24 protein-coding genes are annotated in these 25,397 nt (G+C 60.1%); 8 read left to right on the plus strand and 16 right to left on the minus strand.

From position 1 onward, the window contains the following. Window positions 1–257: 257 nt before the first annotated feature. From HX811_RS24425 to HX811_RS24440, 4 genes are all read right to left on the minus strand, one after another. The gene (locus HX811_RS24425; RefSeq protein ID WP_177047714.1) at window positions 258–2,744 is read right to left on the minus strand and encodes a TonB-dependent receptor; all 2,487 of its coding nucleotides are present in this window, start codon (window positions 2,742–2,744) and stop codon (window positions 258–260) included. Between the two features lie 105 nt (window positions 2,745–2,849). Beyond that, complete coding sequence (locus tag HX811_RS24430) at window positions 2,850–3,809, minus strand: FecR domain-containing protein (protein ID WP_177047716.1); 960 nt, start codon at window positions 3,807–3,809, stop codon at window positions 2,850–2,852. Further along, entirely contained in the window at window positions 3,796–4,311 is a 516-nt protein-coding gene (locus tag HX811_RS24435; protein ID WP_102369583.1) for a sigma-70 family RNA polymerase sigma factor, read from the minus strand. Before HX811_RS24435 ends, HX811_RS24430 begins: the two co-directional genes overlap by 14 nt. Before the next feature lie 129 nt (window positions 4,312–4,440). Beyond that, window positions 4,441–4,743 carry a DUF6124 family protein gene (locus tag HX811_RS24440; RefSeq protein WP_177047718.1) on the minus strand — a complete coding sequence of 101 codons (303 nt, stop codon included), beginning with the start codon at window positions 4,741–4,743 and terminating at the stop codon, window positions 4,441–4,443. Between the two features lie 440 nt (window positions 4,744–5,183). On the opposite strand from HX811_RS24440, the gene HX811_RS24445 reads away from it, so the two are divergent. Next, complete coding sequence (locus HX811_RS24445) at window positions 5,184–5,813, plus strand: LysE family translocator (RefSeq protein WP_177047720.1); 630 nt, start codon at window positions 5,184–5,186, stop codon at window positions 5,811–5,813. A 245-nt stretch (window positions 5,814–6,058) separates the two neighbouring features. After that, window positions 6,059–7,501, plus strand: coding sequence for an FAD-binding protein (locus HX811_RS24450; protein WP_177047722.1), 1,443 nt, complete (start codon window positions 6,059–6,061; stop codon window positions 7,499–7,501). Window positions 7,502–7,533: 32 nt separating this feature from the next. Here the strand turns inward: HX811_RS24450 and HX811_RS24455 are convergent, their stop codons facing one another. Beyond that, window positions 7,534–8,214 carry a DJ-1/PfpI family protein gene (locus HX811_RS24455; RefSeq protein ID WP_177047724.1) on the minus strand — a complete coding sequence of 227 codons (681 nt, stop codon included), beginning with the start codon at window positions 8,212–8,214 and terminating at the stop codon, window positions 7,534–7,536. Window positions 8,215–8,304: 90 nt separating this feature from the next. Between HX811_RS24455 and HX811_RS24460 the strand changes: the two genes are divergently transcribed. After that, a complete protein-coding gene (locus HX811_RS24460) occupies window positions 8,305–9,264 on the plus strand; it encodes a GlxA family transcriptional regulator (RefSeq protein ID WP_177047726.1) in 960 nt (319 codons plus the stop codon). Between the two features lie 45 nt (window positions 9,265–9,309). On the opposite strand, the gene HX811_RS24465 is transcribed toward HX811_RS24460, so the two are convergent. The 8 genes from HX811_RS24465 to HX811_RS24500 all read right to left on the minus strand — a co-directional run bounded on the left by HX811_RS24465 (window position 9,310) and on the right by HX811_RS24500 (window position 17,523). Then, a complete protein-coding gene (locus tag HX811_RS24465) occupies window positions 9,310–10,215 on the minus strand; it encodes a TauD/TfdA family dioxygenase (protein WP_177047728.1) in 906 nt (301 codons plus the stop codon). Further along, the gene (locus HX811_RS24470) at window positions 10,212–11,207 is read right to left on the minus strand and encodes an L-tyrosine/L-tryptophan isonitrile synthase family protein (protein WP_177047730.1); all 996 of its coding nucleotides are present in this window, start codon (window positions 11,205–11,207) and stop codon (window positions 10,212–10,214) included. Before HX811_RS24470 ends, HX811_RS24465 begins: the two co-directional genes overlap by 4 nt. A gap of 612 nt (window positions 11,208–11,819) precedes the next feature. Further along, complete coding sequence (locus tag HX811_RS24475) at window positions 11,820–12,740, minus strand: alpha/beta fold hydrolase (RefSeq protein ID WP_177047732.1); 921 nt, start codon at window positions 12,738–12,740, stop codon at window positions 11,820–11,822. A 49-nt stretch (window positions 12,741–12,789) separates the two neighbouring features. Then, window positions 12,790–13,182: a VOC family protein gene (locus HX811_RS24480; protein WP_177047734.1), complete on the minus strand. Its 393-nt coding sequence runs from the start codon at window positions 13,180–13,182 to the stop codon at window positions 12,790–12,792. After that, on the minus strand, window positions 13,182–13,814 hold the full coding sequence (locus tag HX811_RS24485; RefSeq protein ID WP_177047736.1) for a BRCT domain-containing protein: 633 nt from the start codon (window positions 13,812–13,814) through the stop codon (window positions 13,182–13,184). The genes HX811_RS24480 and HX811_RS24485 overlap by 1 nt, the downstream gene beginning before the upstream one ends. A gap of 490 nt (window positions 13,815–14,304) precedes the next feature. Continuing rightward, a complete protein-coding gene (locus HX811_RS24490) occupies window positions 14,305–14,766 on the minus strand; it encodes a cysteine hydrolase family protein (RefSeq protein WP_177009189.1) in 462 nt (153 codons plus the stop codon). A gap of 137 nt (window positions 14,767–14,903) precedes the next feature. Further along, a complete protein-coding gene (locus HX811_RS24495; protein ID WP_087695348.1) occupies window positions 14,904–16,730 on the minus strand; it encodes a glycoside hydrolase family 15 protein in 1,827 nt (608 codons plus the stop codon). After that, window positions 16,723–17,523, minus strand: coding sequence for a glucose 1-dehydrogenase (locus HX811_RS24500; protein WP_003208175.1), 801 nt, complete (start codon window positions 17,521–17,523; stop codon window positions 16,723–16,725). Before HX811_RS24500 ends, HX811_RS24495 begins: the two co-directional genes overlap by 8 nt. Window positions 17,524–17,684: 161 nt before the next feature. Between HX811_RS24500 and HX811_RS24505 the strand changes: the two genes are divergently transcribed. From HX811_RS24505 to HX811_RS24520, 4 genes are all read left to right on the plus strand, one after another. Then, on the plus strand, window positions 17,685–18,428 hold the full coding sequence (locus tag HX811_RS24505; RefSeq protein WP_177047737.1) for a helix-turn-helix domain-containing protein: 744 nt from the start codon (window positions 17,685–17,687) through the stop codon (window positions 18,426–18,428). Window positions 18,429–18,542: 114 nt separating this feature from the next. Continuing rightward, window positions 18,543–19,991, plus strand: a complete 1,449-nt coding sequence (locus tag HX811_RS24510; protein ID WP_177047738.1) for an efflux transporter outer membrane subunit — start codon at window positions 18,543–18,545, stop codon at window positions 19,989–19,991. Continuing rightward, window positions 19,988–21,118 carry an HlyD family secretion protein gene (locus HX811_RS24515; protein WP_177047739.1) on the plus strand — a complete coding sequence of 377 codons (1,131 nt, stop codon included), beginning with the start codon at window positions 19,988–19,990 and terminating at the stop codon, window positions 21,116–21,118. Before HX811_RS24510 ends, HX811_RS24515 begins: the two co-directional genes overlap by 4 nt. Further along, window positions 21,108–22,619, plus strand: a complete 1,512-nt coding sequence (locus HX811_RS24520; protein ID WP_177047740.1) for an MDR family MFS transporter — start codon at window positions 21,108–21,110, stop codon at window positions 22,617–22,619. The genes HX811_RS24515 and HX811_RS24520 overlap by 11 nt, the downstream gene beginning before the upstream one ends. Window positions 22,620–22,882: 263 nt before the next feature. On the opposite strand, the gene HX811_RS24525 is transcribed toward HX811_RS24520, so the two are convergent. Next, the gene (locus HX811_RS24525) at window positions 22,883–23,467 is read right to left on the minus strand and encodes a TetR/AcrR family transcriptional regulator (protein ID WP_177047741.1); all 585 of its coding nucleotides are present in this window, start codon (window positions 23,465–23,467) and stop codon (window positions 22,883–22,885) included. Window positions 23,468–23,601: 134 nt separating this feature from the next. Here HX811_RS24525 and HX811_RS24530 point away from each other — a divergent pair, with 134 nt between their 5' ends. Then, window positions 23,602–24,774 (plus strand): MFS transporter, encoded by a 1,173-nt coding sequence (locus tag HX811_RS24530; RefSeq protein WP_177047742.1) that lies wholly within the window; start codon window positions 23,602–23,604, stop codon window positions 24,772–24,774. On the opposite strand, the gene HX811_RS24535 is transcribed toward HX811_RS24530, so the two are convergent. Continuing rightward, complete coding sequence (locus HX811_RS24535) at window positions 24,775–25,131, minus strand: type II toxin-antitoxin system HicB family antitoxin (protein WP_177047743.1); 357 nt, start codon at window positions 25,129–25,131, stop codon at window positions 24,775–24,777. It abuts the gene before it with no gap. Beyond that, a complete protein-coding gene (locus HX811_RS24540; protein WP_063028501.1) occupies window positions 25,128–25,379 on the minus strand; it encodes a type II toxin-antitoxin system HicA family toxin in 252 nt (83 codons plus the stop codon). The genes HX811_RS24535 and HX811_RS24540 overlap by 4 nt, the downstream gene beginning before the upstream one ends. Window positions 25,380–25,397: the final 18 nt, after the last annotated feature.

Below are 25,397 nucleotides of genomic sequence, written 5' to 3' on the forward strand. Positions count from 1 at the left end.
TTTTGACTTTTTTATAAGGGTATCGATCTAGACACATTATCTAATTATCTACGTGACAAATTGTTGACTGTCCAGGTCGGGTTCTCGGGTTCTTCGAGAACAAAATGCTGGCGTTTTGGAGTGTAGGAACAAATTTGGGAAATTTCCTGCGGCTGAGGAAAACCTTTTTTTGACGGAGGTCGGATGCGGGGTTTTTCGGGGACAAGCGATGAGTGGTGAGGACGTGAGTCCGTCACCACATTGAGGCGGTACTAACCTTAAAAATTGCCTTTCAAACTGACGGTGAAGTTGCGCGGTTCGCCGTAGAAATTACCCCAGTCGGCCGTTCCCACCGTCTGATAGTAATTTTTGTCGAAGAGATTGTTACCATTCAGTGCCACCGTCCATGTGTCATCAACCCGGTACGCCAACCGCGCATTCCATACCGCATAACCGGCTTGTTCCAGTTTGATGCCTTGAATTCGGTAGTTGCTGCTCTGGGCGTTGACGCCGGTGCCGACGCTCCATTTCGACAGTGTGCCGTCCAACTGATAATCGCCCCACAAGCGCAGCATGTGTCGCGGCACGTAGCTGTTTGCAACCGCGCCAATGGCGGCGCTGTTGATGTTGTTGAGGTTCTTGGTCTGGGTGTAGGTGTAGCCGCCCGCCACTTGCAAGCGTTCCAGCAACTCGCCACTCAACTCGGCTTCGACACCTTGTGCGCGAACCTTGCCCGTGTCGGTGTAGCAATAGCCGTCTGCCGAGGTACCGCATTGGGTGGTGTAGTCGGTTTCGGCGGCGTTTTTCTCGATAGCGCGGAACAATGCCAGCGAGCTGTTGAGGCGCCCCTCAAACCATTCTCCCTTGATACCCAGCTCGTAGTTTTCGCCGATTTTGGGCTTGAGGGCGGCGCCGGTCACCGTGGCGTTGGAGCTTTGTGGCTGGAAGATATCGGCGTAGCTGGCGTACACCGAAAGGTTGTCGTCGAGGTCATAGATCACCGCGGCGAATGGCGTGACTTCACCGGTTTCCTTGGTGCGTGCATCCTGCAGGGCCCATTCGCCCCAGGCGAGGTTATTCGACTGGCGGCGGTTTTCGAACCAACTGACGCGACTGCCGAGCACCACCATCAATGGCTCGGCCAGCCTCAGGCGCAAAGTGGCGTAGGTACCGTACTGGGTGGCGGTTTCCTTGACGGTGCCGCCCCGGTACATGTTGGGCCAGAAGGTATCGTTGGCGGGCTGCGGGAAGTGGTGGTTGGGCAGGAAGATACTTTGCCGGTCGGGCAGGCTCCGGATCGCGTAGACATCGTCCTGGGTGCCACGGCTGCCATTGGCGCCGATGATGAGTTCATGCTGCAAACCGAACGCTTCGAACTTACCGTCCAGGTAGGCATCCAGTCCGAAATCCCGGTGGTCGTAGTCAAACAGCGCGGCGTACATCTCGGCGGTTGGCGCCGGATCACCGTACTTCACGGTGCCTTGGCTGGCGGCGTATTTGATGTCTTGCAGGTTGCGGCTGTTCACCGCCGTGACCTTGAGTTGCCAGTCGTCGTTGAAGTGGTGGGTGAGGTCGGCAAACAGCGTAGTGCGTTGGCTCTGCCAGTCGTTCCAGGCCTGGCCCAGGCAGGTGGATCGGCTCAGGCCGATGCTCTTGCCGTCGCTGTAGCGCGGCACACCGCCCCAGCAGGGCGTTGCATCGACATCTTCGTAGCTGGCACCGATGCCCAGGGTGGTGTCAGGCGAGAGGTCAACATCCAGTGCGAGGTAGACAGCTTGGTCCTGGCGCTTGGAGACGTCCATGTACGAGCCACGGTTCTGTTGGCTGACCACGGCGCGGCCGCGTACGGTGCCGCTGTCATTGAGCGGGCCGCCGGTATCGACGTCGGCGCGGTAGTTGTCCCAGGTGCCGGCAGACAGCGACAGGCTGGTGGTGGGTTTGTCTTGTGGCCGCTTGCGCACGAAGTTCACCGCACCACTGGCGGTGCCGGCGCCCTTGAGCATGCCGGCCGCGCCCTTGAGCACTTCCACCCGGTCATAGATCGCCATGTTGGCGGTGAAGCTGTCGGCCTGTACGTAGTCTTTGCCGATGTCCAACGGCACACCGTCGAACTGGTATTGGCCGAGCATCTTGAAACCACGGGAATAGAAATACTTGCCACCCATAGGTGAGTCGTAGGTGGTGATGCCCGGGGTGTGTTCCAGTAATTGATCGATGGTGGTGATGTTCTGGTCGTCGATCAGCTTGCGGGTCATGACGCTGACCGATTGCGGTGTTTCCCGCAGGCTGTGGGCGCCCTTGCCGATGGTCACCGCGCCGGTGGTGTAGGAACCGCTGCCGTCAGTGGTGACGCCGAGGTGTTCGCCGGTCACGGTGGTGGCACCCAGGCTCAGCGCGCCGGTGTCCGCGACTTGCGGCAACAGCAGCCAGGTGTTGTTGCTCTGGCGTTGGGCTTGCAAGCCCTGGCCCTGGATCAATTGGCTCAAGGCCTGTTGGCTGTCCAGCGCGCCGTTGAGGCCGGGGCTGGTCTTGCCGGCGACGCTGGTGGCGTCATAGGACAGGCTGATACTCGCCTGGCGCGCAAACTGGTCGAGCACCGTGGCCAATGGGCCGGGTGCGATGTTCCAGTCACGGGCCTGGGTGTCGCTGGCAGGCGTTTGCGCCATGACCGCCAGGGGCAGGGCGCTGCCGTTCAGGCAGGCACCGAGCAGGGCGGCGTGCACCGCATGCTTGAGGGGAGAACGCTTGGAGGGGAACGCTTGCATGACCGCGGAATGCTCCTGAAGGAAGTGGACAGAATCGGCCTGTTGATCGGCCTTTCCTTACAGGTCGAGCGAAGATGAGAATTCACCTCATTTATTTTCGGAAGGTCATGCACGAGCGGCGACGGTCACCCAATAACGGCTGCGATAGGTGATGTTCACCGACAGTGCCTGTGCCACCAGGGTCAGGACCTGATCGGTATCGTCCAACTGGTAAGTCCCGGACACACGCAGGCCGGCGACCGCTTCGCTGCAGCGCACCAGCCCAGTGCGGTAACGGCTCAGCTCCGCGAGGAAATCGTCCAGACGCATGTTGTGAGCGCTGATCACACCGTCGCTCCAGGCCCAGGGATCCAGGCCCGTGGTGGCGGGTGGACGCAAGCCGTTTCGATCAAACAGCATCTGCTCGCCGGGCTGTATCACGCCACGTGCGCTGGCCTGATGGCTGTCGGCGAATACCGCGACGGTGCCTTTTTGCACGGCGAGCAAGGTGCCGTGGGGCTCCTCGCGCACCATGAACCGGGTGCCCAAGGCGCGCAGATAACCGTCGCGGGTTTGCACCCAGAAGGGCCGTGGCGCGCTACCGTCGGCGCCCATGTCGATCAGGATTTCACCCTGGCGCAACTGCACCAGACGCCTTTCGGTGTTGAAGACTGTGTCGATGGCGCTGGCACTGTTGAGCTGGATACGGCTGCCATCGTCGAGGGCGACCCAACGCCGCTCTCCGGTGGCGGTGCGGTAGTCGGCCAGCAGGCCGGGCAATGGCGTGTAGTCGCGGCCGAACCATGTCAGCCCTGCGGCACCGGCGAACAGCCCGAGCAACTTCAACCCTTCACGGCGGCTGATGCGTTGGCGGGCACCTTGCAAGGCATGGCGGCCGACCTGTGCCGGCAACTGCGCAAACTCGTCACTCATCGACGAGACCCGTTGCCAGGCCTGCTGGTGATCGCCACTGGTTTCAAGCCAGCGTTCGAAGGCAGCGGTGGTGGCGTCATCGGCAATATTGAACCGCAGCTTGATCATCCACTGGATCGCCTGGTCCACCAATGGCGGATTAGCCTTCGGCATAACGCAACCGATAACAGGCATGCAGTGCCTTGGCCAGGTCGCGCTCCACGGTGGCCTTGGACACCCCCAGGCGCAGGGCGATCTGTTGGCAGGTCAGGCCGTCCAGTTGCGCCAGCAAAAACGCTTCGCGCACCCGTGGCTTGAGTTGGTCCAGCAGGCGGTCGATGCGCTCCAGGCTGTCGAGGATCAGCAGGCGGGTTTCTTCCGACGGCACCTCGACTTGCGGGAAATGCGCGAGACTCTCCAGATAGGCACGCTCCAGTTCGCGGCGGCGATACTGGTCGATCATCAGGCTGCGGGCGATGCTGCTCAGGTAGGCCCGGGGTTGCAGCAAGGCTTGCTGCTTGCGCGCATTGAGCAGGCGCACGAAGGTTTCCTGCGCCAGGTCGGCGGCGTGCTCACGGCAGCCCGTACGCCGGCTCAACCAGCCGCGCAGCCAGGAATGATGGGCATGGTAGAGCTGGCCGATGGCGGCATGATCCAGTGGGTGGTCGCTCGACATGGGCATCCTGGCGCGGGCGTCTTAATTGATAACGGTTCGCATTCTATGCGTTGGCCAGAGGATTGGGCAATCGTTGCCGTGTGGATTTGGCCGGATGCACAAACCCACACAGGCTTGACGGGGTTGCGGCTAAGCCTTGCGCAGGTGCAAACACTCAATCGAGCGGTCGACGGTGGTTTTGGCAGTTTCCAGCAAATGCCACACCGCCAACAACTTCGCCCGCTCGGGACTTTGCAGCAGTTCGCCGCAGTCGAGGGCGGTGGCCGAGGCGCTGCTGAGCAGGCTGGCGGTGTAGAGCAGGGAGTCTTCGAAGCTCAGGTCTTCGTTGACGGTATGGAAGCCCTGGGAGGGCAGGTAGTGTTCGAGGGCGCGATTGACCGCGGCGCGGTTTTTGAGCAGGTCGATGGGTGGGTCGGGGACGGGTTTATTCATGGTGTAACTCCTTTTCGGTTAAGGAGCCGACCCCTTCGCGACTAAACGTAGGGTGGCGGCTGTACGCAGGTTAGTCGACCGGCCGAAAAGGAAAAACCGGCGCACCCGAAGGTGCCCTGCGCACAGCCACCATAAAACCTCATGATGGGACATGCGCCTTTTCGGATCCGGGCGACTAAACCCGATCACTGATGAGCAGTGACGGGGCGAAGACTAGCCAGCGGTTCCGGCAGGCACAAGGCCGAAAGATTGTCTCGGAAACGTCCCGCAAGTTAAAGGGATTTACCTTGCTGGCCCTTTATTCCTATCTGAAAAAACTCGCGAATTTTCCCCGACCTTGCAAGGCCCCAAGGGCCACTGCAAAGCGTATCCAGCACAATTTTTTGTGCGCCTCAGGCGGGCTGACTAATCTGCAAGCTTTCCCGGCGGATGGCTTGAGTATGATCGACTTCGCAACCCTGGCTGTTTTCTCTGGCGCAGTTCTGCTGCTGTTGCTATCCCCAGGGCCGAACATGGCCTTTGTCATCAGCCACGGCGTGACCTACGGCTGGCGTGGCGGGGTGGCGTCCGGGTTGGGTATCAGTGTGGCGGACCTGTTGCTCACGGCACTGACCGCGACCGGCGTGACTGCACTGGTCGCCAGTTGGCCGCCGGCCTTCGATCTGATTCGCTACGCCGGGGTGTTGTACCTGCTGTGGCTGGCGTTCAAGACCTTGCAAAAAACACCCGCTTTGGACACGGCCCACGTCGTCCGGGTGCCGCTGGGCCGGGTGTTCGTGCGGGCGATGCTCAACAGTTTGCTCAACCCCAAGGCGTTGCTGTTTTTCATGGTGTTCCTGCCGCAATTCGTCAAACCCGAGGCGGGGGCCATCGCACTGCAACTGGTGCAACTGGGGATCATCCTGACGCTGATCAGTGGTGTGTTTCATGCCGTGCTGGGGATCTTCGGCGGGGCGCTCAGCCGGTTTTTTGCCGGTAAATCCAAGAGTGCAGGCCTACAGAAATGGGGCCTGGCGACGGTGCTGATGGTACTGGCCGTACGGTTGGCGTTGATGTCTCGCCCAACGTGAACCCGTCTTGTGAAAGAACGATTGTTACGTGGTGAGTTCCGCAGTGGAGGCGGTGTAGGGGGGAGGTGTTAGTTACATATTTTATGTATCACTTACTCGTTTGAAGATTAGTGAGGCGTACTTAATGATGCACTTCCATCGTTCAAGGAAGCCGCCATGAAAAAAAATGATTACCACTTGTTTGACTCTTTGGTACTTATTGACAGCGCCCTGCTGTTCCGCCGTTCCAGCTTGAAGAATTGCCAATGAGTTCGCCGATAGTTGATATCGTCGTTGTGGGGGCGGGCCCTGTAGGACTTGCCTGCGCCTATCTTGCGCGGCTGTGTAACCTGCAGGTATTGATTGTCGACAAGTCTGCGGCACCACTTCAGGTTGGACGAGCCGACGCGCTCAATGCCCGAACCTTGCAACTGCTCGAGATCGTTAATCTATTTGACGGTCTTCATTCCAAGGGGAAACCGTGCAACACCAGTTCGGTGTGGGCCGACGGTGAGTTTGTGTCGCGCCAGTCCACGTGGTGGGAGTCTTTGGAAGGCTGTTTTCACAAACACTTCCTCATGCTTGGGCAATCATTCGTCGAACAGTCGCTGGACGAGAAACTCAAGGACATGGAAAGCGCGGTACGACGCAATACTTCCGTCAGTGATATCAATGTCACCGATGATCTATGTACGACGACATTGTCGACCGGCGAGGTTATCACCTCCAGATTCGTGATTGGTGCGGACGGTTCGCGCTCGTTCGTGCGCAATCTTTTCAATGTCCCGTTCGAAGTGACGCATCCACAAATGATCTGGGCGGTCCTGGATGGCGTGATCGAGACTGATTTCGTGAAGGTTCCCGAAATCATCGTCTTTCAGGCCGAAACCTCTGATGTGGCGTGGATCCCGCGAGAGGGAGACCTGGATCGATTCTATGTGCGCATGGACATCAAGGATTTTACTGCCGAGCAGGCAATCGCGAAGATCAACCGTGCCATATTTCCGCACACGTTGCGCTTCAAGGAACTCGTCTGGTTCTCGCAGTTCTCCGTCAAGGAGTCGGTGGCCGAGCACTATTCAATTGCTGACAAGGTCTTTCTGGCGGGGGATGCATGCCATATCCATTCCGTAAATGGCGGCCAGGGTTTAAATACGGGTTTGGCAGACGCCTTCAACCTTATGTGGAAGATGAACATGGTGCTGAACTGCGGCGCACCGAGGGAGCTTCTGCGTACCTACGAGCAAGAGCGGAAGCCAGTTGCCATGGGGGTTATCGAGACCTCCGGTGAACTCGTGCGTACCACCAAATATTCAAATAGCGGGACGCACGCAAAGGACTACATCAAAGTCGTCGAGCGAAGGGCCGGCTACATCACCGGCATGGGCATTCACTACGGTGAACACGAACTTCATGGAACGCGTTTGCTCGACTTCATGATCCATCACAATGCGGGGCAGGTGGACACACGTGTCTATTCGCTTCTCGACTATCGTTTTTTCACGCTTCTGATCTTTGGCGATTGCCAGGTTGAATTGGACTTGCCGCCGTTTGTAAAGGTTATTCGGATTAACGAAGAGGCAAGTCCCTATACAAATCAAATAATTCTGGTACGTCCTGACTCGTACATCGCCATGTCTTCCTCTCTTACGGATGTATCCGCGATTACGGCTTATCTCACTTCACCATTATGCCAACCAACGACCTAAAGCCGAGCGTGGGAGCGCTCAGCTCTCAGGTGTTATCCCAACCGCGCGGCGGCTCTCGCCACGATCTCGCCGCGTGTCTTGCGTGACTGTGCTGTGCGTTTGTTGGCCTCTTCCAGAACGTGCGCAGGCGCTGTATCTGGTCGCCCTGCGTTGAAAGGTGGCGCAGGCGCGTATTCAATTTGCAGTTGCACCAGTTGCGCAGCCGCTTCGCTGTACAGTTCAGCCGCCAGGGTCAGGGCAAAATCAATCCCCGCCGTAATTCCGCCCCCGGTAATTAAATTGCCGTCACGGACCACGCGGGCCTGAACCGCAATCGCGCCCAATGGTGCCAGCATGTCATGGTAGGCCCAGTGAGTCGTGGCTTGACGCCCTTGCAACAAGCCCGCTGCACCCAGTACCAGCGAACCAGTGCACACCGATGTTATGTAGCGTGCGGCTTTGGCCTGCAACTTGAGAAAGTCCAGCGTAGGCGGGTCTTCCATCAACGCACCAACCCCTGCACCCCCAGGTACGCACAACACGTCGAGCGCCGGACAATCGTCATAGGTCATGGTTGGGGTGAACACCAGTCCCGTGCTGGAGGTGATGGGTGCCAGATCTTTCCACACCAAATGCAGCGTTACATCTGGTAGCGACCCCAGTACGTCGTATGGCCCGGTGAGGTCCAGTTGCTGAATGCCCGGAAACAGCAGGAAGCCGATCTGCAATGTCATTGTGAAACCCCTGATAGAGAAGTGGACGGTTTTACTCTAGTGACATAGGATTTGGCCTACACGCCATTAGGCCCACCAATTACGCCAATCATGTCAAAGATCATCCATGTACTGGCTTTTCCGAACGTTCAAGTGCTCGATGTCACAGGGCCTTTACAGGTTTTTGCGTCCGCCAATGACCTGGCGCGCCAGCGAGGGCTTTCTGCGCCTTATTGCGTCAGCGTAATTGCTTCACAGTCGAGCCCGATAATGACGTCTGCCGGTTTGGCGCTGGTCGGTGAGCCGCTTCCTGCGATCGAAAGCCCCTGTGACACCCTGATCATCGCCGGAGGATGGGGCGTATACGGCGCTGCAGAGGATCACGAGCTGGTTGACTGGGTTCGGCAAAAGGCGTTCCTGTCGCGCCGGGTGACTTCGGTATGCACAGGGGCTTTTTTACTGGCCGCCACTGGCTTGCTGGATGGCCGTCGCGTGGCCACCCACTGGACCCGTTGTGAAGAGCTTGCGTTCAAATATCCGAAACTGAAGGTCGAGGCTAACCCCATCTTTATTCAGCAGGGGGATGTCTGGACATCGGCGGGGGTCACTGCCGGGATTGACTTGTGCCTTGCGTTGGTCGAAGAGGATCTTGGGCAAGCCCGCGCACTGGAAGTTGCGCGCCACCTTGTGGTGTTTCTCAAGCGCCCCGGCGGGCAATCACAATTCAGCGTGACGTTATCCCTGCAAGAGGGCGGCAGTCGGTTCGCCGAGCTGCATGCCTGGATGGCCGAACATCTGACCCTTGACCTGAATATCGCGACCCTGGCGATGCAGGCGGGTATGAGCGAGCGAAGTTTTGTACGCCATTACCGTGCTGAAACCGGGCAGACACCAGCGCGAGCGGTGGAGCTGATACGTGTGGAGACTGCCCGTCGACAACTGTCCGACGGTGCAGCCTCAATAAAACGGATTGCCCAGCAGTGTGGCTTTGGTTGTGAGGAAACCATGCGTCGCAGCTTTTTGCGGACCTTGGCGGTGACTCCCCAGGCCTACCGTGAACGGTTTTCCTGAGCGCAATGAGGCTACCAAGGTCTACCCGTCATCACTGCGCCGGGTCTAGAGGGGCGCCGATGGCGCTGCGTTTGCTTCTGGGCGATGCACATGAGGGTTGCTCAGGGGCGGGTCGCTATGGATATGCACACGGCGTAGATGACGACCACTGTGGCTGGTGAAAGCTTCCCGGCCATGCAGCAGCGTGAAATTGTCCGTCAACACAATATCGCCGGTGCGCCACTGGTGAGAGTAATGCACGCGTGGGTCGTAAAGGATGGTTTTGAGACTGTCGAGCAAGGATGCCTCTTCGCCAGCTTCAATACCGCTGAAGGTGTACCGGGATGGATTGATAAAGCTGCCGTCACCTTTCACAGGTTGCTCGCAAAACCTCAGGACCGGAAACTGGCGCCGCGGGTGGACGTCTATGATCGGCGCATGTGCCGTGTTGCTATAGAGTTCTACCGTACGCTGATAGCTACCGTAGGCCTTGCTCCACAACTCACGCACTTGAGGCGATGCGATACGTAGTGCATGGGCGGTGTTGGAGAACGTGGTTCGGCCGCCTTGATCAGCGTCGACGGCGTTCACGCACTGGAAAATTTGAAATTCAGGCACCGTGTCCAGGTACATGCCGTCCCAATGCAGCGGCACATAGCTGTTTGCGAATATGTGATCGTCCGGATCAGGGTGTTCCTCTAATTCCAACACGGCGCCGAAGGGCCACATCATGATCTGCCCAAAGGTTGAGCAGTAGCGTGCGAAACTATCGGTGCTGTCAAAATTGTCGAAGTCACGGAGCACAACCAGTTGATGGCTGTGCACCAGCATCCGCAACCACGAAACGGGCAGCTCGCCGATATGCCGATGAGTATGAGTAGGCGTCACCATTACGCCGAACTCGGGCGTTTGGCCGGATTGGGCGGGTAGGGCACAAAGATCGATCAGGCGCGGCAGGTCGAGGTCTATCATGCGACCTCCTCGGGCAACGGCGCAGTGCCCATATGAGCGGTGTCCAGGATGTAATGGCTGGCAGATTCGTCCTGTATTACCAATTGTGCGCCACACAACTCGGCTTCGCGGCGATTCATCAGCATGTACTTTTCGCCAACTTTGACTGCAACACCGTGCCAAGGTGTCATCCAGTCATCTTGGGTTGGCATCATGTGAATACCGATTTTCAGGCTGTCCGCAGGTTGCGGGTGAATTGAAAGCCGAATCGCGTTGGGAAATTCATCGGCAAGCAGCGCTCCCCAGGCCCAACTGCGCTGGATAACGCCAACGGCAAGGGTTTTGGATTTTTTCTGCAACGAGCTTTTCGATCCGACATAACCGGGTATCAAGCTGTCCTGAAACATGAAACGTGTGATGGCCCGGTACAGGAGTACCCCTGCCTCGGATTTCAAAAGTGTGCGCTTGACCGCTTCGCAGGGCTCGGAATAGCGGTTGGCCATCAACTGACGCAATTCGTCGAAGTCAGTCGATTGGGTATTGAACTGGTTGCAGTCTTCCAGGTTATAAAGCGCCAGGTGCTCAGGGAATGACTGTGTAATGATTTTAAGAATAGAAGCCTGATAGTTGCTGACGTCGTCGTCATCGACGCCAATCAAATCGCTGAATACGCGACCATCAGAACAAATGGTCAGTTTTGCCCCCGGGGAATAAATCCTTTTAATGTTGGCGCACAGTGTGTTGAGCGCCTGCAAAGAGAGTTTTTCCGCCATGTCGGGTAGCCGGCCCAGTACCTTTCCTGGATTAGGCGACTTGGCAGGAAAAGCGGGTAATACCAATTCGACAGGCTTGCCAGCACTCACAAAGTGTTGAATACGTGGTGTCTGGATTTTTTTAATTGTTTCACTCTCCTCGTTTGAAGTTGCGCCTGACGTATATTCCCGGTCTCGGCGATGAATGTTCAATATCTCTTGTAGGATGCGTGACGATACGTCGTGTGTCTGATTGTTCATATAGTACTCTTTGTTGTTATGAGGTCTTTTTGACGCGCGAAAATAAGGTGTGAGCGTTGTTTGTTTGAGCGTCGGTAGTAGATAAGAAGTGAGATACGTTTCAAGCTGTCTCTATACATTAAAAAGTTTTGCATGTTATGCAGTGCGTGGATAGTGCTTGTAATAATTTTTAATGTGTTCAAAGGTTCGATTTGAACATTATTTCAGTGGTCGTGAGGGCGTGTTTAATGGTGGGTTTTAGGTTCGGATTACTATGTTTATATATTTTATAAGTGGGGGAGGTGCGTTGGGTTGAGAGAGGGGGTTTTTTTGTTGAGAGGGATAGACAGGTGTGTATGAGTAGAATCGAAAAAGTCGGAGCCCATGTATAAATGAAGAAGCGGGCTCCTGAACGTGGGTCAAATGTTAAGGAATGTGAGTTTTGAGTTGCGTGCTTACAATTGCTGATGCTCTCGTAGGAAACTTAACTAATAAGTTGACGGTGCATCCTGCTTTTTACCTGTGTATCTCCTGAAGCTACTTCCTCCTGTCATGGTGGAATGACGTGCGGCGACCACAGCACCGCATCGCCGTCTCGAACACCGGGCTGCGGTATTCCGTAGGGGCTCGGCCTCAGGAGGCGGGCCGGTGGGTGAGGCTCAGCAATTCGAAGATCGCGCCAAGGGTGGCTTGTGGCGCTTCCTGGGGAATGTTGTGGCCCACGCCAGCCAGCACTTCGCGCCGATAAAACCCGCTGAAGTTCTCCAGGTCGTCATCTTCCACCGGGGCCGGACCCACGCCGTCGTCGGCACCGCACAACGAGATACTCGGCACCGAAATCGGCGGCGGTTGCATCAGCGCCTGCTCGATGCATTCCAGCGCCGGGTCGCCCGGTGCGTACATGAAGCGGTGACGGTAGGAGTGCACTACCACCTCGACAAAATCCGGGTTGTCGAACGAGTGGGCGGTGTTGCTGTACAGGCCGGGTCCCTCTGCCCACGAGGGTGACCACAGCGACCACAATAGCTCGCAGAACTCACGGCGATTGGCGGTTAAACCGTCGACGCCGCGTTGGGTGTGAAGGTAAAACTGATACCACAGCCGATGCTCTGTTTCCGGCGCCCGGGGCCGGGTCGAGGCGGCAATATCCTGAATGTTGTAGCCATCGCCGGTCACCAGGCCGTGCACTCGTTCAGGCCACAGTGCTGCGACGATACAGGCGGCGCGCCCGCCCCAGTCATAGCCCACCAGCGTGGCTTTTCCGATGGATAACGCATCCATGAAATCCAGCAAATCCTTGGCCAGTGCCGCTTGTTGGCCGGAGCGCATCACCTGGTCGTTGATAAACCGCGTCGGCCCGTAGCCGCGCAGGTAGGGCACCAGCACCCGGTAGCCACGCGCGGCGACCACCGGGGCGATCTCGTCGTAGCCGCGCGGGTCATAGGGAAAGCCGTGCAGCAGGATCACCACCTCACCGCCTTCCGGGCCATGGGCTTCGTAGGCGATATCGAGCATTGGCGTGCGGATGTTCAGCAGCGGGGCGAGGGTGGCCATGGGGGCTCCGAGGGTGGAGGGAACGTATTGGAACGTTAGACCAAAACGGTTACCGGACGTCGTCCGAAAGGCTGCAGTTGTTTGACTTGTCTAGACCGGCCTGGCGCAAGCCGATGCAGTTCCCCCAAGGGTCGCGCACCTGGCACATCCACTCGCCGCCTTGGATTTTCATCGGGCCGCGATACAAAGTGGCGCCTAACGTGACCAGTCGCTGTACCTCGTGATGCAGGTTAACCACCCGCCAATACACCACCGACCCCGCCGCACCGCTGGCGACCTTGTTGTCGGCGTTCACGATTTCGATGGCTACGCCGCCCACGTCCAAATGACCGAAATCATCGGGCTCGTGGTAGATGCGTGTGGCGGCAGAGAAGGCGGTGGCGTACCACTCAGTGGCGGCACGCCAGTCGGGGACGTGAATCAGGATGGAGATAATGGGCATCAACCGAACAACACCTGCTGCCAAAGGGTTTCACTGATGATAGCGATCGGAATACCGCTATTTCTTAACTCGACGGCTTTTTTGATCTTCGTTCCATATGAGCTATGGAGCCATTGTTCATTACCAACGCTCCCGACCACGAGAAAATGAACCTTCTTGCTCACCGAGTTACCGATAAGGCCGCCGCGTTCTACGACAAGTAACTCACATTCCTTGCGAGGCCCGTACGCCATGACACCGGTAAACAAAAAAGTCCGGTCCTGCCACTCCAGTGTCGGAGCCGGATTGTTCAGCGGCAGGCTGCTGACAGCAGAGGGGCGTTGAGGTGACCCCACCGAGATACCGGAAAACTGATGCAGCATTTCCAACAGTTCTGCGGATTCTTCCGCGTCGAGAACACCGTCACTCAACATGCTGGCAAGGCGCTGATAAAGAATGTTTACCACCGGGTCTTCCAACTGGAGCAGATGGGTTTCTATCCAGGTCTTTAGAAACGCTGCTTCCATCTGATTGATGTTTCCGTCGGCGACCAGGCCGGCAGTGACGCCGAGTAATGCGTCGGCAGAGCGCCGATCAATACGCGCCTTGTGGAAGAGGTGACTGCGTTCGAATTCCTGATGAAGATCGGTCATGCGTCCATGCTCCTTAAGTCTGTGCTTTGCCAGGTCTCGGTCCAGCTCAGCATGGGCCGAAGGTTTCGCGTTGATGGTGAAACCGATATACACACATGTTGTGATGTTTGCCAAACAACCTGTGGCGAGGGAGCTTGCTCCCGTTGGGCTGCGCAGCAGCCCCAGGTTTTGTTGACTGTGTTCTTTGAGTTAGATGGCGTTGAGCTTTTTGGGGCCGCTTCGCGCCCCAGCGGGAGCAAGCTCCCTCGCCACAGGTATTGCGGTCATATTCCTTCCTTGAATATTTAGCGGTGCCGTAAACGGTGGGCCCGATCTACACATATCTTTTTTTTTGCCAAATACCCTGTGGCGAGGGAGCTTGCTCCCGTTGGGCTGCGCAGCAGCCCCAGGTTTTGTTGACTGTGTTCTTTGAGTTAGATGGCGTTGAGCTTTTTAGGGCCGCTTCGCGCCCCAGCGGGAGCAAGCTCCCTCGCCACAGTGAGGGGCTGACTTAAATCTCTGCGTGGCTGATGACGTGTTTGAAGTGATGCCGCCACAAATCCGCGCCCAGTTTCCCCGAGCGATCCAGCGATGAACCCACAGTCAAATCGCTGATCAGCGTGGGCTGTAATCCGGCATCAAACAACGCAAACCCGGCCGCCAGCACACAGGTGTCAGTCTGGATGCCACACACCAACACCCGGTCTGGCGCGAGGCTTTTCAGGTGGCTGATGGTCTCGGGCGTGGGCGCGTAGCCGTGTTTGATGAAGATATGGTCGGCGGCGATCAGGCTATCGTCGTCGGGCGCCGGCTGCCAGCCGAGTTGGCGGGCGAACGGGGTGATGCTTTCGTCGTGGCGCTCTACGGTGGCCACTGACGGCATGCGACCCAGCAAGGCGTTGATGCCGATTACCAGCCAGTCGGGCGGGGCGAAGGAGGGTTGTACATCGATGATCAGTAAGACTTGGCGCATTGGCATCCTGGTATAGATCGAAGGACCACCCATTGTGCACCGGGTACACCTCGTCTCCAAGTCTGGCGCGGTCTATGTGGGAGCAGGCAAGCCAGCTCCCACAAGGTTACTCAATTGCCTTCAGATTGTGCTCGGGCTCAAGGCTGCCAAACCGTCTTCACCCCGCTCAACTTGCGGTCCAGAAACGTCGCTGCGCTGATCAGCGCCAAATGGCTCAACGCCTGCGGTGTATTGCCCAAATGCCGTGCCTGGTTATCAAACTCTTCGGCATACAACCCCAGCGGGTTGGCATAACGCAGCAACTGTTCAAACTCCAGATGCGCCTTCTCCACTTGCCCGGCCCGGGCCAGGCATTCCACGTACCAGAACGAGCACGCTGCAAACGCGCCCTCGGTGCCCTGTAGCCCATCAATCTGGCTGTCGTCGTTGCGGTAGCGATAAACCATCCCATCGCGCACCAGACTTTTCTGGATCGCTTCCAGTGTCGACAACCAGCGCGGGTCTGTCGCCGCAACGAAGCGCACCAGTGGCATCAACAGCATCGAACCATCCAGCGCGGTGCTGCCGATATGCTGCACGAAGTGGCCGCGTTCTTCGTTCCAGAAGTTGCTCCAGATATCGGCATAAATCGCCTGGCGGGTCTGGTCCCAACGGGCAAACGGCGCCGGCAGCGAGCGCTTGGACGCCAGGCGGATCGCCCGGTCCAGGGCCACCCAGCACATCAGCCTTGAGTGCAGGAAGTGATGCTGCTCACCGCGCATTTCCCAGATGCCGACGTCTTTGTGGTTCCAGGTTTCGCAGACCTGGTCGGCTACTTCCACCGTGTGTTTCCAGCCCTCGTGGGAGATGGCCTCACCGTATTTGTTGACCAGGTATACCGCGTCCATCAACTCGCCGTAGATATCCAGTTGCACCTGGTCGTACGCCTCGTTGCCGATGCGCACCGGTTGCGCGCCGCCGTGGCCGCTGAGGTGGCTCAGCTCGGTTTCCGGCAGTTCCTGGCGGCCGTCGATGCCGTACAGGATGTTGATTTTCATCGGCTGATCGCAGCAGTCACCCACCCGGCCTTTCAACCAGCGCATGTAGCCGTTGGCTTCCTCGATAAACCCCAGGCGCATGAACGCGTAGACGGTGAACGAGGCGTCGCGGATCCAGGTGTAGCGGTAGTCCCAGTTGCGCTCGCCGCCGGGTGTTTCCGGCAGGCCGAAGGTGGCGGCGGCGAGGATTGCACCGTGTTTGCGCGAGGTCAAAAGCTTCAAGGCCAGGGCCGAACGATTGACCATCTCGCGCCAGCGCCCACGGTAGTTGGATTGGGAAATCCAGCCGCGCCAGAACTTCAGGGTGCGCTCCAGGCACAGGTCGGTGCAGTCGTTTTTGACTCGGAGATCGTCCAGCCCGCCGAGGACAAACTCGGCGCCTTCTTCCTGGCCGAGTTCAAAGGATGCTACGGCAGCGTCGCCATCCAACTGCAGGGTGTGGCTGCTGGTCAGGCGCAGGCCGGGTTGGTCTGCGGCCTCAAACAACACGTCGCCGTCATCTTGAGTGGCCCGGGTCTGGGCGCGGGCGTAGTCATGACGCACGGCGCAGCGCATATGGATGCTCGCTTTGCCGCTGACCACCCGCACCCGGCGAATCAGGATCGGCAGGTCGTCGACTTCTTCACTGACGGTCAAGAAGTCGGTAATTTCCACCACCGCATCATTACTCAACCAGCGGGTTTGCAGCACGTTGGTGTCGGGCAGGTAGATCTGCTCGCGGCGGGCGTCGGGCAGGTCCGGCGTGAGCTGGAAGATGCCGGCGGCGGGGGAGTCCAGCAATGAGCAAAAGATGGAGGGGCTGTCGAACTCCGGCCAGCAGAAAAAATCGATGCTGCCTTTGTCGTTCACCAGCGCTGCACTGCGCATGTCGCCGATGATGCCGTGGGCATCAATGGCACTTTGTGGTTCGTTTTTCAGATCAACCATTGCCACGAAACTCCGGATAAAGGCTCATGCCGCCATCAATGAACAGGGTGCTGCCCACCACGTAGTCGGAGGCATCACTGGCCAGCCACACCACCGCGTTGGCCACGTCTTCGACGTCACCCACGCGGCCATAGGGAATCAACTTGAGCAGTTCCACCTCGGCCGCGCCTTCGGTGGCGGCGCGGTTGATGGCCGTGCGGATCGCTCCCGGCGCAACGCCGTTGATGCGGATGCGCTGCTGGCTGACTTCCTGGGCCAGGGTGCGCATCAGCATTTCCACGCCGCCCTTGGACGCGGCGTAGTTCACGTGCCCGGCCCAGGGAATCACCTGGTGCACCGAACTCATGTGGATAATCTTCCCGGCGGCCCGGGAAACACCTTCGCGGATGCCCTGGCGGTTGAAGATGCGCAACGCGGCGCGGGCGCAGAGGAACTGGCCGGTGAGGTTGACGCCGATCACGGTGTTCCAGTCGTCGAGGGTCATGTCCACGGCAGCCGCGTCTTTCTGCATGCCCGAGTTGGCCACCAGGATGTCCAGGTGCCCGAAGGCATCAAGGGTCTGGGCAAACAGGCGCTCCACATCGGCCTCTTTCGACACGTCGGCGCCAATCGCAATGGCCCGGCCGCCGTTGGCGTTGATCTGCGCCGCCAGTGCTTCAGCCGGCGCCGCCTGGGCGTTGTAGTTCAGTACCACGGCGGCTCCGGCCTCGGCCAGGGCCTTGGCGGCCCCCGCGCCGATTCCGGAACTGGCGCCAGTCACCAGCGCCACTTGTTGCTCCAACGAAATGCGCATTGCCCACCCAACCTTTTTCAGAGTGCCCAACTAGCTGACTGACGGGGCGGCCCACAAGTTCACCGGCTGTCTGGAATGCGACGATGGCTGTCTATATCTATCGTTTTTGCCACAGGACTTTTCGCTAGAATCGACGCTTGATTGATGCGAGACCTCAGCCGATGAACAGCCCACCCCGCCCGTGGCTTGAAGCCTACGCCGACAACTACCGCAACGATGACGTGGTGCATCCCCATTGCCACGCCCAGGCGCAATTGATCCACGGCGTGTCCGGGGTGATGGTGGTCAGCACCGCCCAGGGCAGTTGGCTGGTGCCGTCCGGGCATGCGTTGTGGGTGCCGGCCGGCACCCCGCATGAGATCCGCATGGCCGGCGAGGTGCATATGCGCACGCTGTTTCTGATGCCCGAGGCCGAGCCGGGGCTGGGGCGCACCTGTCAGGTGATTGAAGTGTCGGCGTTGCTGCGTGAGCTGATCGTTGCGGCCACCCGGATTGCCGGGCACCACAGCCCGCGTCTGCAGGCCATGATCGAGTTGATCCGCATGGAACTGCTCGCCGCGCCGGTGGTGGCGATGCACGTGCCGGTGCCCGGCGAAGCACGGCTGGCCAGGCTGTGCACGCATTTCATCCGCAACCCTTCTGACGACAGCAGCCTGGAATCCTGGGCCGACAGCCTGAACATGAGCGCCCGCACCCTGAGCCGGGTGTTCCAGCGGGAGTTGGGCATGAGTTTCGGTGAATGGCGCAAGCGTGCGCGGTTGGCCCTGAGCTTGAAGTTGCTGGCCCAGGGCGTGTCGATCCTGGAGGTGGCGCTGGAGCATGGTTACCAGAGCCCGAGTGCGTTCAGCGCGATGTTTCGCAAGTCGCTGGGTTATCCGCCAAGTCATTTTCGGCCCGGAGTTTAGTGTTGCGTCAGGTAACGCTATTGTCCGTTTAGCGACGATACATGGCCCTGACGCGGGCGAATCGGACAGGCCATCTGCCTAATCTGCAAGGCTCCTTCTTGAGCGAGCCTTGTGATGCACAGCCTTTCTTTTCACCCATGGATGCCCATCGCCCTGTTGAGTGTGCTGGCCGGGTGCACTGGTGTGCCCGGTCAACCGTCGACCGTCACGGCGCAGCCTGCACCGCGGCTCTCCGCCGAGTCGGCCGAGGCGTTGCCCGCCCGTTGGTGGCAGCTGTACCGCGACCCGCAACTGGACGCCCTGGTGGCGCGGGCCCTGCACCAGAACAAAGACCTCGAAGCCGCCGCCGCCCATGTCGATGCGTTGCTGGCGCAGCTGGAACAGGCAGACGGCGAGCGCCTGCCGTCGACTTCCCTGGACTATGGCCTGGCCTACGGTCGCAGCCGCGATGACCAGACGCTGGCCCAGGCGACTAACCGTCATGCCGGTGCCGAATGGAGCCACACCCCTGAGTTTTCCCTGAGCTACACCCTCGATTTGTGGGGCGAGGTGCGTTATCGCATCGCTGCGGCACGGGCGGATGCCCAGGTGGCGCGGGCGCTGGAGGATGAGCTGCGGGTGACGGTGGCCGCGCAGACGGCCCGCGCCTATGCCCAGGCCTGCGTCTATGGTGTGCGCGAACAGGTGCAGGCGCACTCGGTGCAGCTGCTGGAGCAGAGCGTCGCGGTCACGCAGAAGCTGCAAAAGGCCGGCGCGGCCACGCAACTCGACCTGGCGCGCCTGCAAGGGTTGCTGGAAGAAACCCGGGCACCGTTGCCGATGTTCACGGCCCGGCGCAGCAGCGCGCTGTATGAGTTGGCCGTGCTCAGCGGGTTGCCGCCGGAGCAGGTCACGCCACGCAGCTGTACCCAGGCCCCGCAGTTGCAGGCGCCTTTGCCGGTGGGCGAGGGTTGGGCACTGGTGCAACGGCGGCCGGACATCCGCCGCGCCGAAGGGCAATTGCGCGCAGCCACCTTGACGGTGGGCCTGTCCCGCGCCGAGCTTTACCCGCGGATCACCTTCGGCGCGATGCTCGGTTCGTCCGCCAGCAGCCTGGGCAAACTCGGGGACCGCTACGCCACGGTGTATTCCGTCGGGCCGCTGGTGTCCTGGCGCTTTCCCAACCGGCAGGTCGCCCAGGCACGGGTCAGGCAGAGCCAGGCCGAAGCGCGCCAGGCCCTGGCACGGTTTGACGGTACGGTGCTCAACGCGCTGAAGCAGGTGGAGCAGGCCATGGCCCTGTACCAGGGCGAACAGCAGCGTGGGCAGGCCCTGGCCGCCGCGCTGGACAACAACCGCCGCGCCTTCGACCTGGCCTCCCGGGGCTACCATTCCGGCGCGCTGGATGCCCTGCAACTGCTGGACAGCGAACGCAGCCTGGTGGGCCTTGAAGCCCGCGTGGCCGAGTCCGACCTGCGCTTGATCAACCGCCAGATCGACCTGTTCCAGGCCCTCGGTGGCGGCTGGCAGCGTGACGATCCAACCGCCCCCTTATCTGTCGCTGTCAATGGAGCCAAACCATGAACCAGGCTGTTGAACCTATTCGCCTGACCGTTATGCAACGTCATCGTCGCGCCCTGGTGATCACGGCTTCCCTCGCGACGCTGGTGGGGCTGGCAGCCTTTGCCGGGTACTGGTGGCAATGGGGGCGTTTTCTTGAAGAAACCGACGATGCCTATGTGCGCGCTGATTGGGTCGCTATCAGCCCGCGCATTGCCGGGTATGTAGCCCAGGTGCTGGTGGAAGATAACCAGCCGGTCAAGGCCGGGGATGTGCTGGTGCGTATCGATGAGCGGGATTTCACCGAGCGTCTGAACAGCGCCCAGGCGCAACTGCAACAGGCGCAAGCAGCAGCGAGCGCACAGCAGGCATCGGTGCAAACCCTCGACGCGCAAATGGGCGAGCAACAGCAACGCATCGCCCAGGCCCGGGCGGAACTGAGCAGTGGCGAGGCCGAAGCCCGGCGCGCGCGGCTCGATTACCAGCGTTATCGTGAATTGGTCGCGCAACAGGTGGCCAGCGCCCAGCACCTGGAAACCGTCAGCGCCAGCCAGGCCAAGGCCCAGGCGGCCCTGGCCCAGGCCAGCGCCCAGGTCGCGCGGCAGCAGGCGCAGTTGCAGGTCTTGCAGGCACGCCGGCAACAGGCGCAGGCGCAAATCGTCGAGCATCAGGCACGCATCGGCGAGGCCCAGGCCAACCTCGCGCTGGCCCGCAATGCGTTGAAGGACACCGAGATCCGCGCGCCTTTTGACGGCGTGGTGGGCCAGCGCAAGGTCCGGCGCCAGCAATACGTGATGCCCGGCCTGCCGCTGTTGGCGGTGGTGCCGGTGGAGCAGGCCTATGTGATTGCCAACTACAAGGAAACCCAGTTGCAGCACATGGCGCCGGGGCAGTCGGTGGAAATCGCGGTGGACAGTTTTGCCGGCGCACATTGGCACGGCAAAGTGGAAAGCATCGCCCCCGGCTCCGGTGCGGTGTTCGCGCTGTTGCCGCCGGACAACGCCACCGGCAACTTCACCAAGATCGTCCAGCGGTTTCCGGTGAAGATTCGCCTGGAACCCGGTGAGTCGCGGGTGCTGCCGGGCATGTCGGTGATTGCCACCGTTGATACCCGCCCTGCCGCCAGCCAGGAGCACGTCCATGGAGGCTGAAGAGCGTGTGCCGTTTCGCGCCTGGGTCGCGGTGATCGGCGGGCTGTTCGGCTGCTTCATGGCCGGGATGAACGTGCACGTCACCAGCGCCGCACTGCCGGAAATCGAAGGTGCACTGGGCGCGACGTTTGAGGAGGGGTCATGGATTTCCACCGCTTACCTGGTGGCGGAGATCATCATGATTCCCCTCACCGCGTGGCTGGTGCAGGTGTTTTCCCTGCGCCGGGTGATGTTGTGGGGCTCGGGGATATTCCTGGTGGCCTCGGTGGCGTGTTCGCTGTCGCCCAACCTGCAAGTGATGATCCTGATCCGGGTGGTGCAGGGCGCGGCCGGGGCGGTGCTGATTCCCTTGTCATTCCAACTGATCATCACCGAGCTGCCGCCCAGCAAGATCCCGCTGGGCATGGCCTTGTTCAGCCTGGCCAACAGTGTGGCCCAGGCCGCCGGGCCGTCGATTGGCGGCTGGCTGACCGATGCGTATTCCTGGCGCTGGATCTTCTACCTGCAACTGTTCCCGGGGATCGCGTTGCTGGCGGCGGTGGCCTGGTCCATTGACCGCCAGCCGATGCAGTTGGGCCTGCTGCGCCAGGGCGACTGGCTGGGTATCGGCTGCATGGTGCTGGGCCTGGGTGCGTTGCAGATCGTGCTGGAGGAGGGCGGGCGCAAGGACTGGTTCGGCTCGCCCTTTATCGTGTGGATGACACTGCTGGCGGTGGTGGGCCTGATCGGCTTCGTTGCCCGGCAATTATGGGGCGCGCACGCCTTTATCAACCTGCGACTGTTGGGCCATTACAACTTTGGGGTGGCCAGCGTGGCGATGTTTATCTTCGGCGCCAGTACCTATGGCCTGGTGTTCCTGGTGCCCAACTACCTGTCGCAATTGCAGCACTACAACGCCAGCGAAATTGGCGTGAGCCTGATCGCGTATGGTCTGGTGCAACTGATCATGGCGCCGTTTTTGCCGCGCCTGATGAAGTGGGTCAGCGCCAAAATGCTGGTGGCTTCGGGGTTCGCGATCATGGCTTTGGGCTGCTGGATGGGTGCGCACTTGTCGGCGGACAGCGCCAGCAATGTGATCGTGCCCTCGATCGTGGTGCGCGGCATGGGCCAGCCGCTGATCATGGTGGCGTTGTCGGTGCTGGCGGTGCACGGCCTGGCCAAGGCGCAGGCGGGGTCGGCGTCGGCGGTGTTCTCGATGCTGCGCAACCTGGGGGGCGCGGTCGGCACGGCGCTGCTGGCGCAATTGGTGGTGGTGCGCGAGCGGGTGCATTCGGCGCGTATTGGCGAGTCGGTGACGCTGTTTGACCCGGCCTTGCAACAGCAGCTTCCCGGTGGCGGGGTGCTGCAGGATCAATTGCCGGAACATCAGGTGGTGCTGAACCTGCTGGACCAGAGTGTTCGTCATCAGGCGTTTTTGATGGCTTACAGTGATGCGTTCTTTCTGGCGTGCGTGGCGTTGGCGGCGTGTGGGGTGGCGGCGTTGATGTTGCGGCGTATCTAGGGGCAGTGCTGTGGGTGATTCAAGTGAGCGCAATAACGGGGCGCCCAAGATCAAGNNCGGCTTGAGTGTTGAAGAGCAACAGCAAAATCAAAAGCGGGCACGGTTCAATGTGGGAGCTGGCTTGCCTGCGATGGCATCAACTGGGTGTGCCTGATGTACCGAGTTGTCTGCATCGCAGGCAAGCCAGCTCCCACAGAAAAGCAGAGTTACCTGAATAACGGATATGTACCCCATCTGATCCTGAAAACCCCGACCGCACTCGTTCAGCGAACGGCATTAGGCTTCAAACCACGCAATAACAACTCCAGCCCCTGCAAGGCTTCTTCCAACCGCTCGCCCGGGTGTTCATCCTGAGCGATCCACAGCGATGCGCTTACCAGGCTGCCATTGATCAGCCTCGCCAGCGCCTGGCTGCACGCCTGCTCGACTAGGTCCGCCTGCATCAAGTCATCGAGCAACCGGCGTAGCGAGTCCACGCATTGCTGCTGGTCGGTGGCGCCCAGCACCGCCGGGGCATCCTGCAATACGATGCGCTGGACCTCGGGATCCTGAGCCATACGCAAATAAATCCGACAGCGCTCGCAAAACCCTTCCCAAGGATCAACCGCCTGCTCCGAGATGCGCTGCAGGCTCGCGTCCATTTCACCGTCGAGCTGCGCAACCACTGCCGCGAGCAAGCCTTTCTTGTCGCCAAAATGATGGTACAACGCACCCCGGGTCAGGCCGGCGCGAGCGGTGAAATCGTCCATCGACGTCTGGGCGTAGCCTTGTGTGGCGAAGGCCTGGCGGGCGCTGGCGATCAGGCGGGCGCGGGTGTCTTCGATCATGTCGGCACGGGCTCGGCTCATGGGTAAGGCTCACAATAGGTGATTGACATACGACGCGTATGTTACGCATGATTTGTCACATACGCACCGTATGTATTTTGCCCCGAAAACCTCGAATAGCAAGTTTCAGGGCGCTCAGGAAGAGGTTACACACCATGGCAAACCCCTACGCCGAGCTGTTCCAGGCGCCAGGTTCCAGGGCTTTTGTATTGGCGGGCATGCTGGCCCGCATGCCGATCTCCATGACCGGGATCGGCTTGATCACCATGCTGTCGCAAGTGCACGGCGGTTACGGTTTGGCCGGTGCGGTGACCGCTACCTTCGCCCTGGCCACCGCGTTTTGCGCGCCCCAGGTCTCACGGTTGGTGGACCGTTATGGCCAGGGCCGGGTGTTGCCGGTGGCCGCGTCCATCGGCGGCGGCGCGCTGTTGCTGCTGTTGCTCTGCACCCGGGTGCAGGCGCCAACGTGGACGCTGTTCGTCTTTGCCGCCCTGGCCGGCTGCATGCCCAACATGTCGGCCATGGTGCGGGCGCGCTGGACCGAGCTGTATCGCGGCCAGCCCAAACTGCAAACGGCGTTTGCCCTGGAGTCGGTGCTCGACGAGGTGGTGTTCATTATTGGCCCGCCGGTCTCGGTGGGTCTGTGCGTGCTGCTGTTCCCCGAAGCGGGGCCGTTGATTGCCGCGCTGTTTCTGGCAGTGGGCGTGACCGCCTTTGTGCTGCAACGCCAGACCGAGCCACCGGTGCATGAACATCACGCCGAGCACGGCCGTTGGCTGATTGCCTCGCCCTCGGTGTTGATCCTGATGGTGCTGTTGATGGCCATGGGCATCATCGTTGGGGTGGTGGATGTGGTCAGTGTCGCGTTCGCCCAGCATCAGGGCCAGCCCGCCGCGGCGAGCATTGTACTGTCGGTATACGCCATCGGTTCGTGCCTGGCCGGGCTGGCGTTTGGTGCGTTCAAGTTGAAAGCACCGCTGCCGCGCCAGTTCTTGTACTGCGGCGTGGCCACCGCCGTGACCACGCTGCCGTTGTTGCTGGTGACGAATATTCCGGGGTTGGCGGCTGCGATCTTCATCTCCGGCCTGTTCTTCGCCCCGACCCTGATCGTGTCCATGGCCCTGGTGGAACAAATCGTTCCGCCCAGCCGCTTGACCGAAGGCATGACCTGGCTGATCACCGGCCTGAGCATCGGCGTGGCCATTGGTGCTGCCAGCTCCGGCTGGATGATCGACCGCTTCGGCGCACCCAGCGGGTTCTGGGTGGCGCTGGCGGCGGGTGCGGTGGTGCTTGGGGCGGCGGTGCTGGGGTATCGGCGGCTGGGGTGATTACCCGGTCACCAGTGCGCCGCGATGTTGCAGGAATTCGTTCAGCGCCTGGCGCGTGAGATCGTTCAACGTGACTTTTTGCCGGGTCGCGGCAAGCGCGGCGGCCAGGTGGAGGTCATGGCCGACACGGACGTTGAACGAACCCTTGCAGGGCTTTTCCGGTGCTTGCCCAAGGGCCTGGCAGGTCTCGATGTAGTCGTCCACGGCGGTGCAAAAGGCGGCGTCCAGTTCGGCGACGGTTGTGCCCTCGTAGCTGACCAGGGCCTTGATGAAAAGCAGCTTTCCGAACAGGCAGTTGTCTTCGATGCTGGCTTCGATGGAGCCGATGTAGCCTTTGTGTTTCAGCTGGTTGTTCACTGAATCAGTTCTCCTGATTTCAATTGTTCGATGATCTGGCGCCGAATGTAGTGTTTCAGTTCGTTGCCGGGGTGAGGCTTGTGCAGGGTGATCATTGCACTGGGGTCGCCTATGTCGAACCTGACTCGGCTACCCGCCCCTTCGATTTGCGTGTATCCCAGGCGCCGCAGCAGCGTGACGAGTTCGGGCCAGGTAAAGGCCGATTGCTCATTGAGCAGTTTGGCCAGCAGCTTTTCATTTTTCGACACGGCGATCCTTGCCTGTAA

Origin of the sequence: Pseudomonas sp. F8002, assembly GCF_013385495.1 — a bacterium.
In the GTDB taxonomy this organism is placed as follows: Bacteria; Pseudomonadota; Gammaproteobacteria; order Pseudomonadales; family Pseudomonadaceae; genus Aquipseudomonas.